The following is a 15,492-nucleotide window of genomic DNA, read 5'->3' as shown; positions in this document are numbered from 1 at the left end:
ATTTATTCCTGCAGACTGCATCCGGGTTGGGCTAGCACTCGCGCTACCAGCGAATCTGCTGGCTTCTGATCCATTGTTCGCTGCATGCCGATCCAGCTCGTTTTGGCGCCGGGTTCGCCATCACTCTTGCGCCCAAGGAATCCGCCCAGAGAGGCCACCAGGCGAATCATCTAATTGAGCGTAACTGGTGTCTTTGCTGGTGCGGCGTGTTCGGCGCTGATCGCCGAGATCCGTATCGGCTAAGGGAGACATCGCCCAAGCCATTTCGGCCACCGCGGCTTCCGCATGGCCGCGCCAGCTTCTGGCGCGGCCATATTGCTTTTCGCGCCACTGTGTGCCTTATTCGCCTCGACTTTCCTGCTCTCCCGTGCCTTCCCATGGCTATTCCGGGACGCCTCGCCGCCGTTTCCTTTCCTTTTTGTACGCATTTGTATCAGCCGACGGCACCGATACGTTCCCTGACACTACGGCCCGTATTTCGCTACGGGCGCGATACGTGAGCCGTCTTAAATACGTTCCGTGGCAGCGCAACGCACAACCGACGAAGCGAAAACGCTGCTTCGCCATAGCTGACAACGCAAACCGCATTTCTCAAACCAATCAATGCAAAGGAAACTGATCGTGTCCAAGAACTACGCCAAGCGCCTCGTCCTCGCCGTCGCCCTGGTTGCCGCCGCTGCCGGCGCGGAGGCTTCCGTCCTCGATGCCCGTGACCCGTACTTGGGTGGCGCCCGCTCCGTCCAGGATGCCCGCGATGTATTCAGTGAAGGTGCCCATTCGGCGACAGACGCCCGCGACCCGTACGCGGAAGGCGCACGTTCCGTGCAGGACCAGCGCAGCCCGTACTACGACGGCGCACACACCATCGCTGGCATGGACCGCACCGGCCTGTCGGCCGATCCGGCCCGCGCCGTCGATCCGTACTACGACGGCGCCCGCACCATCGCTGGCATGGATCGCACCGGTGTGTCGGCCGATCCGGCCCGCACGGTCGATCCGTACCTCGATGGTGCCTATGCCTGATCGCCGCCCATCGCACAACCCTCGTCAATCCGCTGTTGAACACCCATTGAACTGTAGAAGGAGCGCATTATGACCCGCATCGAGAAAGTCCTGTACACCGGCAAGGTCCACATCACGTCTGGCGGCCGCGATGGCACGGCTCGAAGCGATGATGGCAGGCTCGACATCGAACTGTCGTCGCCGGGCAGCAAGGGGCAGGGCACCAACCCGGAGCAACTGCTGGCCGCCGGCTGGTCGGCATGCTTCATCGGTGCCATCGGCCTGGCCGCAGGCAAGCAGAAGATCAAACTACCGGAAGACTTGTCCGTGGATACGGAAGTGGACCTGGGCACTGCGGGCATCGAGTACTTCCTGCAGGCACGCCTGCGCGTGCATATCCCCGGTATCGAACGAGAGGTGGCTCAGGCGCTAGTAGACACCGCGCACCGTACGTGCCCGTACTCGAAGGCGCTGCATGGCAACGTCCATATCGAAACCGTGCTGGTCTGATCCCTGCACCCCTCGCTCGCCGTGCGGACGAGGGGCAAGACATCCAAACTCTGAAGCCTGAATCATGCGTAACCTTATTCGTGCCATCCTGGCCGCAGCCGGCATTGCTGCGATCTATACCTTCGGCACCGGCGCCATTGCGGAGAGCCCCAAGGTGGGCGATCAGGGCAAGGCCCCGGAGTTCGCGAACATCGACCACTGGCTTAATTCGGAACCGCTGACGATGCAGCAGCTGCGCGGCAAGGTAGTGCTGGTGGATTTCTGGACATACTCGTGCATCAACTGCGTGAACACGCTGCCGTACGTCAAGCAGTGGCACGACAAGTACAAGGATCAGGGACTGGTTGTAGTGGGCGTGCACACGCCGGAGTTTCCGTTCGAGAAGTCGACGGACAACGTGCAGGCAGCGCTCAAACGCTTCGACATCCGTTACCCCGTGGCGCAGGACAACATGTATGCAACATGGTCAGCGTTCCGCAACCAGTACTGGCCCGCTACGTACCTGATCGATGCCAACGGCCGCATCGTCTATCAGCACTACGGCGAGGGACAGTACAAGGAGACGGAAGCGGAGATTCAGAAACTCTTGGCGGAACGCAAGGCAGCGCAGATGCAGTAAAGGGGCTGGTCGCCCGTTGCTCACAAGAGCTCTCGTTGCCACACCATGCCACCTACAACAGCGCTGGCTGATATGTGCGACCAGGACGATCGCCACGCATCCATCGCGCGGTCGTCTGGGCACATTCACGCAATTGCCTACAGCGTCGCCCCCCGCTCAGGCTTCCTGGGACTCGCCTTGCGTTCGCAGAACCTTCACTAGGTGTTCGCCGTGCATCTGTGCGTAGTCATGGGCAAGCTTCTCGGCTTCCGTCGTGTCCCCCTGCAGGATTGCCGCGGCCATATGCTCATGCTCGGCATAGATGGCTTCGGAATATTCCATCAATTTTGTGGTCATCAGGATGTACAGCATGACCGGATCGCTGATCAGTCCATACTGGACGATGAGGCGACGATGCCGTGACAGCGCAACGACGGTCTTATGAAAGGCCAGGTCGGCCTCAGCGATGCGTCTGCGGTCCATATCCGCGATGGCGGATTTCAGATCCGCCAGGGCCTCGTGTAGTCGCTTGCGGCCGGCATTGTCGATGTTTGCGGCCGCTAGCCGTGCGGCCATCCCTTCCAGGTTACTGCGCAGTGTATAGAGTTCCCACGCGTCTTCTGCTGAAAGCGATACGACTTCCCATCCGGTATACGCGTGCTGGATCAGCAGGCCTTCAGTAGCCAGGCGCTGCATGCCTGCGCGAACCGTCGAGCGGGAAAGGCCGATTTGCGTCGCAAGGGAGATTTCCGTGAGCTTTGAGCCAGGCGCCAAATCACCGGAAAAGATGGCGTCCCGGATCCAGTCGGCAGCCTGTCGGTCCAGGCTGCGCTTGTCAATTTCAACGCGAGTACTCATGTTTGCTTGTCCTGGCAGGCTGGGCTCCATCGCCATACCGGAAACGCCCGCCCATCCTGTCTGCCGCAACGGGAAAGATGCTTGCCATGATACCGCCAAACTGCATCATGATTGTTAATTGTGGCCAATTAGTTGTTGGCAGCCGCAAAACCATAGGCCGTGTTGGCGTCACTTCGCCAGCACGGGCCGCTTCGGGATGGCTCAGAGCCTTCCCGTCGCCCGCCGCACTTCGTACGCTTGCAAGTTCATCCAGCAGATCCGGTGCACGGTATCGTCCAGCCCATGTGCCCTGGTGTGGCCCAGCATGTAACCGACAATGTGCTCTCCTTCGATCGATGATTTCCTTTCCAGGTCGCGCAATATCGACGGGACATAGGCCGATTCCTTGTTGGCGAACAACTGGCGGTACTCCGCAAGGAATGCCTCGGTCATCGGATATCCCTCTCGCGTGGCGACCTCGGCATGGATCGAAAGCACCTGGTAGAAGAGTTCGGTGCCACCAGGCACCCGGGCGATCTCTCCGACGCTTGCGCGCAGGAGCGTGGTGACGGTGGCCACCGTGGAAAGGTGGACCAGTTTCTCCCAAAGGTTGCGCATGATGTCGGGGACGGCGCTCGCCACCACGCCGCCCTGGGGGAACGCACGTTGCAGCGCTTGCACGCGGTCACTCATGACGCCGGACTGTTCGCCGAACTTGATGTAACACCAGTCATTGAGATGCTGAATCGTTCCATCACTGTCGAGTGTGACGATGATTTTCGCCTGGCCGCCGAGCACGCGGTTGGCGCCGAATACGGCGTTGAGCTTGTCGATGTGCTCCATGCCGTTCAGCAGCGGCAGGATGGCGGTATTTGGGCCTACGGCAGGGCGGATGGCTTCGATCGCGGAATCCAGATCGTAGGCCTTGCTGGTCAGCAGGACGACATCCCAGTTGCCGCTTAGTTCGTCCTTCGTGACGGTTTTCACGGGCGCATGGAAATCGCCATATTGGCTGCGAATATTCAAGCCATCGCGTTCGAGAATGGCGCGCCGCGCGGGGCGCACAAGGAAGGTGACGTCCGCACCTTGCTGGACCAGCCGGCCGCCGTAGTAGCCTCCGATCGCACCAGCACCGAGAACCAGAATTCGCATAGGGACTCCATCAAAGGATTGTTGTACATGGCCAAGGCGCAATGACTGCTTGTGCCTTGAACCCTGAGTCGAAAGCATTCAGTGCCGGACTTCCTCTCGCAGCAAACGCTGCGGCATGGCGGCGAGCAGGAGAACAGCTCCGATTACCAGGGCTGCCGCGAAGGTGTACAGGCCGTAGTCCAGCGACCCCGTCGTCGTCTTCACCCAACCGAGCATGGATGGGCTGGCGAAGCCACCGATCAGCCCGATACTGTTGATGACGGCAATCCCTCCCGCCGAGCCGGAACTGGAAAGATAGGAAGTCGGGATCGTCCAGAACAGAGGCATCGCGGTCAGAACGCCCAGTGCGGTGATCGACAGCACAATCAGCGCAATGGGCAGGCTTGTATGGACGAATGTCACGGCTACCAGGCCGATGGCGGCAACGATCATGCCCAGCGCAACGTGCCAGCGGCGCTCACGTGTCTTGTCCGAATGCCTGCCGATGATCACCATGCCGATGCTCGTGACCAGATAGGGAATCGCCGTCAGGATGCCAATGTGCAAGGCGTTGGTCACGTGGTAGCTGCGAACCATCTCGGGGAGCCAGAAGCTGATGATGTAGAGGCCAGCGGCAATCGTGAAATAGATGATCGACAAGGCATACAGCCGCGGGTCGCGCAGTGTCTTCAGGAAGGAGTGATCGTGACCATGTGAGTCTGTGGTACCCACTTCGCGGGTCACGACCTCTTTTCCCTGGCGGACAGCCATCGGGCATCGGCCGGCTTGTCGGCAAGCACAAAGATGACGAGCACGCCAAGGATAACGGACGGGACCGCCTCGATGAGGAACAACCATTGCCAGCCGCCCAGCCCTGAGGTATCGCTCAAGTTGGCCAGGATCCATCCGGACAAAGGTCCACCGATGATGCCCGATACCGCGATCGCCGACATGAAGAGCGTGATGATTTTTCCCCGCATCATGGGCGGATACCAGTACGTCAGGTAGAGCACGATGCCGGGGAAGAAGCCGGCTTCGAAGGCGCCAAGAAGAAAGCGGGCCACATAGAATTGCGTGGGGCTCGTGATAAAGGCGCAGCTTGCCGAAATGACACCCCAGACGACCATGATGCGCATCAGCGTCTTGCGTGCGCCAATCTTCTCTAGCAGCAGGTTGCTGGGCACCTCGAACAAGAAATAGCCGATGAAGAAGATGCCGGCGCCAAGGCCATAGACGGCATCTGAAAAGCCGAGGTCATGCTTCATCTGAAGCGCGGCAAAACCGATGTTGACGCGGTCCAGATAGGCAAACACATAGCAGATGAAAAGGAACGGAATAATGCGCCGCGTGACCTTGGTGTAAACGCGCCGGACTTCGTCGCTTGTGTGTATGGCCGCACTGCGTTGCTGCGCCGCCGAGGTGGAAACTGTCGTCATGATCCTGCCATCCGTTCAGATTGTTGTGAGACTGATGGCTTCCGAGGGGAGTCTGGTCGTGTCAATCCACGACAGGTCTCCACCCCGCCTCGAAAGCTGACTGGAAGTAGTAAGTGGTGATCAGGCGTGACGGGCAAAGGCGTTCCCGCCTTTGGCATTGTTTCCCTCACGCCAGGGATTGGGCTTACAGACCGAGATGGCTGCGGCGGACCTGTGGAGGATGGGCGCGCAGAACTTCTTCGATCGGGTCGCAACCCCAGCCGGGCGCTTTCGGGACCTGAATGGCACCATTCACGATCTCGGGCGTATGGGTGAACAACTGGTCATCCCAAGCCAGCCGATCCACGTCGACCTCCATCACGCGCAGGTTTGGAACCGCCGCCGCGAAATGAACGTTCATCATGGTCGACAGGTGGCTATAGAAGTTGTGCGGGGCGATGTTGACGTCAAAGGCGTCTGCCACGTTGGCGATCTTCATCGCTTGCCACACGCCGTTCCAGACCGCGTCGATGATGGCCACATCCATCGACTGCGCCTGGAAATAGGGCAGGAACTGGCGGATACCAAACAGCGTCTCGCACGCTGCAATCGGTGCGTGGCTCCGTTGGCGGATGTATGCCATGGCCTCCGGATTGTAGATATCGAGCTCGACCCAGAACAGGTCGAAGTCCTTGATGGCCTTGATCAGCGAGAGATAGCCCTCGGTGCGCGCGTTGAAATTCAGGTCCAACAGGATGTCGACATCCGGACCAGCACCATCGCGAAGCGCTTCGAGGTGCGCGCGCAGATTGCGCAGCAATGCCTTGTCCACGTTGAGCGACGGCGCGTAGGGCGAGCCGAAGCCAGCCATCCACTGGCGCGGCTTGCCGTTCTCGTTGACGAAGAGGTTGGTCTTGAGCGCGGAAATCCCGGATTTGCGCGCGTCCTCGCCAGCCTTCTTGACACCGTCCAGATCGACGATGGCCGGTTGGTAGAGCTTGGGATGGCTGATTCGCCACGTTGCGCAGTGAGACCAGTAGATCGGGATGCTGTCTCGGTGCTTGCCGCCTAGCAATTGGTAGACCGGGACCCCCAGCGATTTCGCTTTCGCATCGAGCAGCGCGTTCTCGATGGCGCCAATGGCCTCGGCGCTGAGCCCATAGGGAGCCGGGCGCAAGGAAGCTGCAAGCCGGCCATACGCCTCCTCATGGTCATACACGGATTTGCCAATCAGACGGGCCCCCAGTTGCTCGATGACCGCGGTCAGGCCGGGCGGGCCAAACGATTCGTCATACTCGCTCCAGCCGACCGTTCCGTCGGAGGTCACCACCTTCAGGAAGTAGTAGTTTCGCCACCCGGCATCGCAGGAGATGGTCTCGAAGTGCTCAATACGCATGGTTGTCCTCGTCAGTGATAACAGATAACTTTTATTGTTAACAATTAATAATTAATCTAGGCGAGGGGGTGCAGAGAGGCAACTAAGGTAAACCCTAGGTGGCCGCGTGACGACGCATGGGTCGGCGAATAGCCGTTACTGCCGTTTCCCGCGTAGTGCGCGCGAAGAGCGCGAATACGCCGCCGCTCCTCCAGACTGTACGGTTGACCGCCGGCGGCATTACCCCGGCTGCGACTCTTTCGTCGCACTCGATGAACGGGCAGGCGATTTATTCCTTGATGTAACAATTCATGTTCCGTTCGATGGCTTTATTGACAAAAAGGCGCCGCCTAGAGTCTTCCCCGCGGACAACGACCGCATAACAACGATTTCATTAAGGAGAGGACAAATGTCATCATTGACGCGACCATTGGCGGTGTTTTCGACTGCCATTTTTTTGCTTGCTGCTGCCGGAACCAACGCGTTTGCTCAGGCGAGAACGACACTTCAGACGATCGACTTCCCACAGGGCTACGAGACAATGGCCGTGATTGCTGAACTAGAGCCAGGTACCTGCACGGGTCGGCATGCTCATCCAGGGATTGAAAGCGCCTATGTGCTGGAGGGAGAGGCTGTCGCGAAGTTCGATAATAAGCCGGACTTGATTCTCAAAGCCGGGGGCCGCTGCAATTCGGGCCCCGAGAAATGCATAACGTGTGTAATGTCGGCAGCGGGCGGTTCAAGGCTCTCGCCCACTATATTGTTTAAAAGGGCAAGCCGTTAGTATTGCATGCTCAGTGACATTCATCAAATTGCTGCAATAGAAACGCGATTGGTTTGCCTGGCAGTTTTTCAGTTGTTAGGTTTTGTGCAGTGTAAAACGCAGCACGGTGATGAGCCGCGCATTTTCCCTGAGGAGTAGTGGTCATGCTGAGACAAACAAAAGCAGCGGTGTCATTTATCTTGGTTGCCTTCTTGTTAATGATGGAAGGCGCGCCAAATGCGCACGCAGGCTCCAAACTACCGGATCCCGCCAAGGCCGGTGTCGCCGAACAGCTTTTTCGGTTGGATTGTGGCCGCTCCCTTGCAAACGACGAGTCGGTATGGACGCCCGGCGAGAACGCTGGACACAGTATCGAGTTCTCATCTACTTGCTGGCTGATAAGGCATGGAAGCGAATGGTTGCTTTGGGATACGGGCGTTCCTGAAGCAGCGTTCAACGACCCCAAAGGTTGGTCCACTTTACCGAAATTGATCGTCTATCACCTCGACAAGACAGTGACAGATCAACTCGCCGAAATCGGGCTGAAGCCAGGCAATATCGCTCGGGTTGCAATATCGCACACACATGGAGACCACATAGGTAACGTGAGCTTGTTCCCCAACGCCACAATTCTGATGCAGCAGGCTGAGTATAGCTGGATACATTCCCCCAACGGGTCGAATGACAACGTAAATCAATTGATGGCACTGGCGCGTAAACTTTTGGGCGCGCCGAAGAACCTTCAGCTTGTCGACGGTGATACCGATGTGTTCGGCGACGGGAGCGTCATTTTGGTTTCCACGCCAGGGCACACTCCCGGCAGCCAGTCGCTGCTAGTCCATCTCAAGAATTCTGGCTTCATCATCCTGTCGGGCGATGTTGTTCATTTGGAAGGAAATTTCGAGAAAAACATAGTTCCGTCATTGAATACCAACAATGCAGAATCAATCGCTTCAATGGAAAAAATCAGGCAGTTGATTGCAACGTACAATGCGAAGCTCTTCATCAATCATGACAAGAAGCAATCCAACAAGCTTAAGCTGCTCCCTGCTTTCTACGACTAAGGTTTGGTGATTGGTCATTGCACCCTGGCAGGATTGAGTGCGCCTGCCGGGGTCGTCATCTAACAAACGTCAAATGCAAAAACGCGGCGAAAGCACGAGGAGACGGAAAGGAGCACTTCTCGGTTCGCCCAAAAGCTGCGGTAGCAGAATTTGTGGGTATCGCTAGCGAAGTAAGACGCCTCGGTGCCAATTCAGCAGCGTCCACGCAGTATCGCGCCGACGGTGCGCATGATTTGTACCAACCGCGCATTACTGTTTGTCCATGGTGGCTATTCGAATCCAGCGTGGATCCGCCTAGACTTATCTCCATGGACACCGCTGGCCGGATCGGCCAGGACGCCGAATCCATTTATTCGAGAGTTACCATGAGCACGTCGCAAAAAGTCGTCATTGTTACTGGTGCGTCACAAGGCATTGGTGCAGAACTGGTCAAGGCTTTCCGCAAACGCGACTACCGCGTTGTCGCAACGGCACGGACCATCAGGCCGTCGGATGATCCCAACATTCTGACGGTGGCGGGCGATATCGCCGACCCGACTACCGCGCGCCGCGTGATTTCGGAGGCTGTGGCACGCTTCGGCCGCATCGATACGCTGATCAACAACGCCGGCATCTTCGTTGCCAAGCCATTCACTCGGTACACCGCTGAAGACTACGCAGCGGTTACGGGCGTGAACCTCGCTGGCTTCTTCCATATCACCCAGCTCGCCATTGCCGAAATGGAGAAGAACTCGAGCGGGCACGTTGTCAGCATCACGACCAGCTTGGTCGACCACGCAATCAGCGGTGTCCCTTCAGTGCTGGCATCGCTGACGAAGGGCGGTCTGAACGCCGCCACGAAATCGCTTGCGATCGAGTACGCAAAGCGCGGCATTCGCGCCAACGCCGTCGCGCCGGGCATCATCAAGTCGCCGATGCACGCGCCGGAAACGCACGAGGCGCTCGGGGCACTGCACCCGATTGGTCACATGGGCGAGATGAGCGATATCGTGGACGCCATCTTGTATCTGGATTCGGCGCCCTTCGTGACGGGCGAAATCCTGCATGTCGACGGCGGCCAGAGCGCTGGTCACTAAAGCACTCCCGGGCGCCGCTGTCCGGCGCCCGTGTGCGTCAAACGTCAATAAAGGAGTTTGCGATGTCGATCGAAAAGGTTCTCTACCGTGCTAACGCCCAAGCAACCGGCGGCCGTGATGGCCGTGCCGTGGTACCGAAAGCCGGACTGGAGCTGAAGCTAACGAAGCCGAAAGAACTTGGTGGAGGCGGAGGGCAAGGCACCAACCCGGAAGAGCTGTTTGCTGCCGGGTACAGCGCATGCTTTATCGGCGCAATGCAATTCGTTGCTGCGCGCGACAAGATCGCCATGCCCGCTGGGGTCGCAGTCGACGGAAGTGTCGGCATCGGTCTCATTCCCAATGGTTTCGGCATCGAAGTCGAGCTGAAAATATCGCTGCCGGGCATGCAACGGGAGGCCGCTCAGGGCCTGATCAACAAGGCCCACGTCGTGTGCCCATACTCGAACGCGACGCGGAACAACATCGACGTGACGCTCACGCTCGTCTAACTTGCGAATCCTGTTACCAACAGTTGATCCCCCTCGTAGTCAGCGCACGGGCTCACGAAAACTGGTCCCGCATTGCTTCCCACTTCGACCTGCTGCTCGACCGCCCGTAAGCCGTCAACGTGCTCGAGCAGACCATTCTGCAACTCGCCATGCACGGACTGCTTGTGGCCCAAGAACCGAAGGATGAGCCTTGGCGCCGACGGCTGACTGGCTCAAATGCAACCGGCGCCCCGCGCCGGTAACGCTGCGTACGTCCGCGACCGTGACGAACGTGTGCAGCAGAGCGGTGTCGAGCGGCACTCTCTATTTGACGTTGAGGCGCTTCGCTGTGGTTGCACTGGCGAGTACCCCTTGTTGCCTCGCTTCCACTTGACCACCACAGGAGCTTTCTGACATGGCTCAACTGCTTTACATCGAATGCTCGCCGCGCAAGCAGGACTCGGCTTCCATCGAAGTCTGCCGCGCCTTTCTTGATGCCTACCACGAGACCAATCCGGCGGACACCATCCAGACGCTGGACGTCTGGAACCTGGTGATGCCGGAATTCGACGGCCATGCGATGGCGGCGAAGTACGCGAGCCTTGGCGGCACGGCACTGACGTCGGCTCAGGAGTCGGCGTGGAGGCGCATCGAGGAACTCGCGGCGCCATTTCACGCGGCGGACAAATCGCTGTTCGGCATACCGCTGTGGAATTTCGGCATTCCGTACAAGCTCAAGCATCTGATCGACGTCATTTCGCATAAGGATGTGCTGTTCACTTTCGACGGCACGGGTTTCGCTGGCAAGCTCGCAGGCAAGAAAGCGGCGGTCGTCTACGCGCGCGGGCTCGATTACTCGTCGCCGGGATCGTTTACCCCAGCACGCGAATACGACCTGCAGCGACCTTATGTCGAGATGTGGCTGAAATTCGTCGGGGTCACCGACGTGCAAGGCATCCTGGTCGAGAAGACCCTGCTGGGGGCGCACAGGGAATCCGGACGGTTCGAGGCGGCGGAAGAGGCCCGCGCGCTGGCGCGCTACTTTTGACACGAGGCCGCAGCTAACTCGGTTTCGAACGGGGCGGCCATCGCGTTGCCGTGGCCGCCTCACAGCGAGTCTGGGCGAAACCTACGCTCGAATGTCCGCTGAAACTGGCAGGCAAGCGACCTCCGTCGTCCGATTGCCGGTCGGCTCTTCCCGACCCGTTCCGGCCCTTCAGTTAGTTTCTGCGAATGTCACGAACGCGCTCCAGAGCTGCCGTTCTGCCCCACAATGAAACGACGTATGTGCTGACCACAGGAATTCTCCTTGCGCGGTTAGCGAGCGCGACGCGAAGGACGCCACTACGGCGTCGTCTGCATCTTTGCGTTCAGCGCAGCGACCGGAAACTTGCGCGAACCTCTTCCGAGAAAGCCTGTGGCTGCTCCCAGGCCGCAAAGTGCCCCCTTTGGGGAGGCGGTTGTAATGAATCAGTTTGAGATACGCCTTCTCTGTCCAGCTCCGCGGGGCGGCGTAGATCTCATCTGGAAAGACGCTGACGGCGACCGGGACGGCGACGTGCTTCGGGGCGAAAAAGTTGAGCTTGTTTTCCCAATACAGTCGAGCCGACGAGACCCCCGTCTTCGTCAGCCAATAGAGCGTGATGTTGTCGAGGATGTCGTCTCGCGTAAGTCCCTCGGACTGACCGTCAAAGACGCGTGCGATGAGCGCCTGACTGCTAGCGTCGTGGTCGAGTATCCAAGCGGCGAGGCCGACAGGTGAATCTTCAATCCCGTACAACGTCTGCGGGCGGTTCGCCATCTCCTGGGCGTAGCCAAGGCCGTGCTTGTAGAAAAAGTCGAGCTGATCGTACGCGTGCCTCTCGTCGGCCGAGAGGTCGGCCGGCGCAGGCTTGCCGAACTTGAGTGCCTCTGCAATGTTGTCCGGTACGGTGGCCGGCATATTGGTGTGAATGCCGAGCAGTTCCGGTGGCGCCAGGAGGGCCATCTGCTCCGTGACAGCGTTCCCCCAATCGCCGCCTTGCGCCACATATCGCGTGTATCCGAGGCGCTTCATGAGTACGACCCAGGCGCGCGCGATGCGAGCAGGATCCCAGCCGGTCGTGGTCGGCTTGCCTGAGAACCCGTAGCCCGGGAGCGACGGAATCACGACGTCGAAAGCGTCCGATGCAGTCCCGCCATGGGCCGTCGGATCGGTCATCGGATCGATAATCTTCAATTGCTCGATGATCGAGCCGGGCCACCCGTGCGTGACGATGACCGGCAACGCATTCTGATGTTTCGAACGAACGTGGACGAAATGAATGTCGAGCCCATCGATCTCGGTGATGAATTGCGGCAGGGCGTTCAGCCTCGCTTCGACCTTGCGCCAGTCGTAATCTGTGTTCCAATAATGCGCGAGTTTCTGCATCGTCGCGAGCCGCACGCCTTGCGATGCATCCGTTACCGTTTCCCGCTCAGGCCACCTTGTCGGCTTCTGGGGACGGCTCAAGACCGCCAGTTTGCACGGAAGAAAGTTCGCCACCCGGCGGGAGGCCATGGACGCGGTGCTGGACTGGATAGCCTTTTATAATCACCGACGGCTGCATTCCACGCTGGGTTATCTCAGCCCCATGCAATACGAGCAACGCTGGCATGCGGCACAGCGTAAAAAGGCCGCATAACCCGAGAGCTAAGAGCTACACCAAACAGGGGCAACATCAGGGTACCCGCATCTGGGCTCTGGCGCGCATGCACTTCTAGTGTCTTGAATCACGAATTCGCTGAGGAAATGGGTCTGTCGAGAAGGCGCGGGAGCCTGGGAACAAAGGTTAGTATGGCGCGACACCTTCTCGGGTACGAAGGGGAACGAGCGCGATCCGATCTACGACGCCGGTGTACAACCCGGCAGATTGCTGCTTGCGACCTCCCGGGCAGACTACTTCGTCAACGCCGCGTTCCGGCGAGAACTGCGGCAGGTGCGCAATCGCGGCGAGGCGCTCAACGCGCTCAAGCGTGCGATCTACACCGGGCGAGTGGGGGTGCAGGTCAAGCGCGTCGACGAGGTGCAGGCGGTGGCCGACGCGCTGAGCTTGCTGGCCAACAACATGTATTCCAATGTGAACAGAAAAATCAACCTAATCAACGAAGTGCAGATCGCTCCCCGCGCCGTTGCCGGCTCGGCGTAAAAACGAGTAAGCCCCATTGTGGCCGGTAGGCGTTGGATTGAACATCCGGGCATTTGCCAGTTCTGAGCACTCTACTTATAAAGCGTATCCCGCCTGGTGGGAAACTGATTTGCTGGGATGGTGTGCCGCGTCGCTCGGCTTTCGCATAAAGTCACATCATGGTGACGGCTAGACGATCCGAATCTCCTAGCGTCGCCGCACAGAGTGTCTTCCGCCATATCGTCCTCGAAATCAGCTTCCGATCTCGCAAGGATCAACATCAGCGAGGGCGCGATCCGAAATACTCTTGGAAAGAGCGTTTAAAAATGATTAAACATATTGTGATGTGGAACCTGAGAGGCACTACGCCCGATGAGAAGGCCGACAGCGTCCGTCGGGTGAGAGCGGCTTTCGACGGTTTGCAGGCGCTGATACCGGGCCTGACTGCACTCGAGATCGGCGTCGACGTCAGTGGTATCGATTACGCGTGTGATGTCGTTCTTTATTCAGAATTCGAGTCCAGAGAGGCACTCGACTCCTATGCAATCCATCCCGAGCACTTGCGAGTCAAGCGGGAACTGGCTGATCTACGGATCACCCGCTATCAAGTTGACTATCTTGCAGAGTAGTGCCCGTATGAAGAGACGTTTCTTGTGAGGACAAGCGAGTGCTTCCGCAGACCGCTCTACGACCCCGCTGCGGATATGGGCCGTCAAACATCCCTACCCGAATCCCCAGACCGCTTGAAAGGGCCGCGATAAGACAACCGTTTTGAGCGTGCATACGACGGCATACGCCCGTTATGTGGCTGGCGTTTAACAGAGAGTGCCCATGCAAAACTACGATTTTGACCTGTTCGTGATCGGAGCAGGATCCGGCGGTGTGAGAGCCGCGCGCGTCGCCGCTGGCCATGGCGCGAGAGTCGCCATCGCCGAGGAATACCGTTTGGGCGGGACCTGTGTTATCCGGGGTTGCGTCCCCAAGAAGCTATTGATGTACGCGTCGCAGTTCGGACCGGGCTTTGCAGACTCGGCCGGCTTTGGCTGGAGCCGGATGGATCCGAGCCATAGCTGGACTTCGCTGATCGCGGCAAAAAATGTCGAAATAACCCGACTTGAAGGCATCTATCGGCGCTTGCTCGAGGCCGCAGGAGTTGAGATTTTCACTGGGCGGGCGCAATTTTCGGGACCGAATGAGATCACCATAAATGGGACCTCAGTATCCGCGAACACCATTCTGATCGCGACGGGCGCGACACCTGCCATGCCGGCTGTGCCCGGCGCGCAGTTGATGATCACGTCGAACGACGCTTTTGATCTGCCTGCCGCCCCAGACCGGATTGCGATTGTCGGAGGCGGATATATTGCCTGCGAGTTCGCAGGGATATTTAACGGGCTTGGCAGAAAGGTGGTGCAACTTCATCGTGGCTCGCAGATCTTGCGCGGATTTGATGACGAGTTACGAAATCACCTGGGTGATGAGCTAAGGCTACGCTGAAAAAGGTCAACGCCGTTGGGCGGTGAATCGTTAAATGCGGATGAAACAACAGACCCTTGCGATGGCGGCCGATCAAGGCGCCGGATTCGAACAGTACCGTCGGCCAACCAAACGTGATGTGTTCCTTGAGACGATGGAGCAGATCGTGCCGTGGACGCAGTTGTGCGAGGTTGTCGAGCCGCACTATCCGAAGGGTCAAGGCGGTCGCCCGCCAGTTGGTCTGGAGCGCATGCTGCGCATGCACTTTGTGCAGCACTGGTTCAACCTGGCGGATGAAGCGTGCGAGGAGGCGCTGCTGGACAGCACCGCATTGCGGCGATTCGTTGGGATTGACCTGGGGCGCGAGCGCGTTCCCGATGGCACGACGCTGTTGAAGTTTCGCCGGCTGCTGGAGCGCAACAAGCTCGGCGAGCAGTTGTTCGCCAAGGTCGGCGAAGTACTGCAAGGGCGGGGGCTGAAGGTTGGCACCGGCACGATCGTGGATGCCACCATCATCGGGGCGCCCAGTTCCACGAAGAATGCGGACAAGGCGCGAGACCCCGAAATGCATCAGACGAGGAAAGGCCAGCAGTGGTGTGTGTCACGAACGCAGGCTGAGCCTGCGATGCTGT

At 58.8% G+C, this 15,492-nt stretch carries 15 protein-coding genes and 6 pseudogenes; 13 read left to right on the top strand and 8 right to left on the bottom strand.

The window, feature by feature from the left end; genetic code table 11:
• Positions 1–2: 2 nt before the first annotated feature.
• Positions 3–167 (bottom strand): annotated as a pseudogene (locus tag OMK73_RS16155) (IS4 family transposase); the annotation flags it as partial.
• A gap of 454 nt (positions 168–621) precedes the next feature.
• Between OMK73_RS16155 and OMK73_RS16150 the strand changes: the two are divergent.
• From OMK73_RS16150 to OMK73_RS16140, 3 genes are all read left to right on the top strand, one after another.
• Positions 622–1,023 (top strand): hydroxyquinol 1,2-dioxygenase, encoded by a 402-nt coding sequence (locus OMK73_RS16150; protein ID WP_267602927.1) that lies wholly within the window; start codon positions 622–624, stop codon positions 1,021–1,023.
• 69 nt (positions 1,024–1,092) lie between these two features.
• Positions 1,093–1,512 (top strand): organic hydroperoxide resistance protein, encoded by a 420-nt coding sequence (locus OMK73_RS16145; protein WP_267602926.1) that lies wholly within the window; start codon positions 1,093–1,095, stop codon positions 1,510–1,512.
• Positions 1,513–1,576: 64 nt separating this feature from the next.
• Positions 1,577–2,131 carry a thioredoxin family protein gene (locus tag OMK73_RS16140; protein WP_267602925.1) on the top strand — a complete coding sequence of 185 codons (555 nt, stop codon included), beginning with the start codon at positions 1,577–1,579 and terminating at the stop codon, positions 2,129–2,131.
• 156 nt (positions 2,132–2,287) lie between these two features.
• Here OMK73_RS16140 and OMK73_RS16135 read toward each other — a convergent pair whose 3' ends face one another.
• The 5 genes from OMK73_RS16135 to OMK73_RS16120 all read right to left on the bottom strand — a co-directional run bounded on the left by OMK73_RS16135 (position 2,288) and on the right by OMK73_RS16120 (position 6,889).
• Positions 2,288–2,968: a GntR family transcriptional regulator gene (locus tag OMK73_RS16135; RefSeq protein WP_267602924.1), complete on the bottom strand. Its 681-nt coding sequence runs from the start codon at positions 2,966–2,968 to the stop codon at positions 2,288–2,290.
• A 201-nt stretch (positions 2,969–3,169) separates the two neighbouring features.
• Positions 3,170–4,177 carry a 2-dehydropantoate 2-reductase gene (locus OMK73_RS16130; RefSeq protein ID WP_267602923.1) on the bottom strand — a complete coding sequence of 336 codons (1,008 nt, stop codon included), beginning with the start codon at positions 4,175–4,177 and terminating at the stop codon, positions 3,170–3,172.
• Complete coding sequence (locus tag OMK73_RS38340) at positions 4,178–4,822, bottom strand: MFS transporter (RefSeq protein ID WP_324291739.1); 645 nt, start codon at positions 4,820–4,822, stop codon at positions 4,178–4,180.
• Complete coding sequence (locus tag OMK73_RS38335) at positions 4,819–5,514, bottom strand: MFS transporter (RefSeq protein WP_324291738.1); 696 nt, start codon at positions 5,512–5,514, stop codon at positions 4,819–4,821. Before OMK73_RS38335 ends, OMK73_RS38340 begins: the two co-directional genes overlap by 4 nt.
• 184 nt (positions 5,515–5,698) lie before the next feature.
• Positions 5,699–6,889 (bottom strand): mandelate racemase/muconate lactonizing enzyme family protein, encoded by a 1,191-nt coding sequence (locus OMK73_RS16120; RefSeq protein ID WP_267602922.1) that lies wholly within the window; start codon positions 6,887–6,889, stop codon positions 5,699–5,701.
• Positions 6,890–6,995: 106 nt separating this feature from the next.
• Here OMK73_RS16120 and OMK73_RS16115 point away from each other — a divergent pair, with 106 nt between their 5' ends.
• The 4 genes from OMK73_RS16115 to OMK73_RS16100 all read left to right on the top strand — a co-directional run bounded on the left by OMK73_RS16115 (position 6,996) and on the right by OMK73_RS16100 (position 10,259).
• Positions 6,996–7,652: a hypothetical protein gene (locus OMK73_RS16115; RefSeq protein WP_267602921.1), complete on the top strand. Its 657-nt coding sequence runs from the start codon at positions 6,996–6,998 to the stop codon at positions 7,650–7,652.
• Positions 7,653–7,795: 143 nt separating this feature from the next.
• Positions 7,796–8,695, top strand: coding sequence for an N-acyl homoserine lactonase family protein (locus OMK73_RS16110; RefSeq protein WP_267602920.1), 900 nt, complete (start codon positions 7,796–7,798; stop codon positions 8,693–8,695).
• Positions 8,696–9,060: 365 nt separating this feature from the next.
• Complete coding sequence (locus tag OMK73_RS16105; protein ID WP_267606399.1) at positions 9,061–9,771, top strand: SDR family NAD(P)-dependent oxidoreductase; 711 nt, start codon at positions 9,061–9,063, stop codon at positions 9,769–9,771.
• Positions 9,772–9,833: 62 nt separating this feature from the next.
• Positions 9,834–10,259, top strand: coding sequence for an organic hydroperoxide resistance protein (locus tag OMK73_RS16100; protein WP_267602919.1), 426 nt, complete (start codon positions 9,834–9,836; stop codon positions 10,257–10,259).
• 189 nt (positions 10,260–10,448) lie between these two features.
• Here the strand turns inward: OMK73_RS16100 and OMK73_RS16095 are convergent.
• A pseudogene (locus tag OMK73_RS16095) lies at positions 10,449–10,559 on the bottom strand (LysR family transcriptional regulator); the annotation flags it as partial.
• Between the two features lie 94 nt (positions 10,560–10,653).
• Here OMK73_RS16095 and OMK73_RS16090 point away from each other — a divergent pair.
• On the top strand, positions 10,654–11,286 hold the full coding sequence (locus OMK73_RS16090; protein ID WP_267602918.1) for an FMN-dependent NADH-azoreductase: 633 nt from the start codon (positions 10,654–10,656) through the stop codon (positions 11,284–11,286).
• Positions 11,287–11,608: 322 nt separating this feature from the next.
• On the opposite strand, the pseudogene OMK73_RS16085 reads toward OMK73_RS16090, so the two are convergent.
• A pseudogene (locus OMK73_RS16085) lies at positions 11,609–12,723 on the bottom strand (epoxide hydrolase family protein); the annotation flags it as partial.
• Between OMK73_RS16085 and OMK73_RS16080 the strand changes: the two are divergent.
• From OMK73_RS16080 to OMK73_RS16060, 5 genes and pseudogenes are all read left to right on the top strand, one after another.
• Positions 12,716–12,901: pseudogene (locus OMK73_RS16080) on the top strand (IS3 family transposase); the annotation flags it as partial. The pseudogenes OMK73_RS16085 and OMK73_RS16080 sit on opposite strands and share 8 nt — an antisense overlap.
• Positions 12,902–13,093: 192 nt before the next feature.
• A pseudogene (locus tag OMK73_RS16075) lies at positions 13,094–13,321 on the top strand (Tn3 family transposase); the annotation flags it as partial.
• Positions 13,322–13,563: 242 nt separating this feature from the next.
• Positions 13,564–14,013, top strand: coding sequence for a Dabb family protein (locus OMK73_RS16070; protein ID WP_324291737.1), 450 nt, complete (start codon positions 13,564–13,566; stop codon positions 14,011–14,013).
• Positions 14,014–14,215: 202 nt separating this feature from the next.
• On the top strand, positions 14,216–14,881 hold the full coding sequence (locus OMK73_RS16065) for an FAD-dependent oxidoreductase (RefSeq protein WP_267602917.1): 666 nt from the start codon (positions 14,216–14,218) through the stop codon (positions 14,879–14,881).
• A gap of 40 nt (positions 14,882–14,921) precedes the next feature.
• Positions 14,922–15,455, top strand: a pseudogene (locus tag OMK73_RS16060) (IS5 family transposase); the annotation flags it as partial.
• Between the last annotated feature and the right edge of the window lie 37 nt (positions 15,456–15,492).

Origin of the sequence: Cupriavidus sp. D39 (assembly GCF_026627925.1) — a bacterium.
Lineage (GTDB): Bacteria > Pseudomonadota > Gammaproteobacteria > Burkholderiales > Burkholderiaceae > Cupriavidus > Cupriavidus ulmosensis.
The sequence above is the reverse complement of the archived record's forward strand: the minus strand, read 5'-3'. Positions and strand labels throughout refer to the sequence as shown.